The organism is Mesorhizobium sp. M7A.F.Ca.MR.362.00.0.0 (genome assembly GCF_004023175.1).
Taxonomy (GTDB): domain Bacteria; phylum Pseudomonadota; class Alphaproteobacteria; order Rhizobiales; family Rhizobiaceae; genus Mesorhizobium.
Window position 1 is genome coordinate 1 of the sequence record NZ_RZTF01001060.1, and the last position, 256, is coordinate 256.

Sequence of the window (256 nt, forward strand, 5' to 3'; positions counted from 1 at the left end):
GCCGTATACACCGCCATTTTGACTTAACCAATCCGTATAATTAATGGAACCACCCATAAAGCTATAGTTTGCCTCTATTAATTTCTTATCATCTAGACCTAGCCCTAAAGAATTTAGTATCGCATCAAAGTTAGCATAATCTTGTGTAACATTTTGAGTAGAAGTAAAGTATTGATTTCTCGTTTTAGTAATGGTTTTCACTTCAATTACTTTATCGACCATAATGGTCTTTGTCTTTTTAAGATAAACGGTTACG

General features: G+C 33.2%; 1 protein-coding gene. It reads right to left on the reverse strand.

What is annotated here, in order from left to right:
- On the reverse strand, nt 1-222 hold a 222-nt coding region (locus EOC06_RS39115), incomplete at its 3' end, for a hypothetical protein (RefSeq protein ID WP_206631452.1).
- Between the last annotated feature and the right edge of the window lie 34 nt (nt 223-256).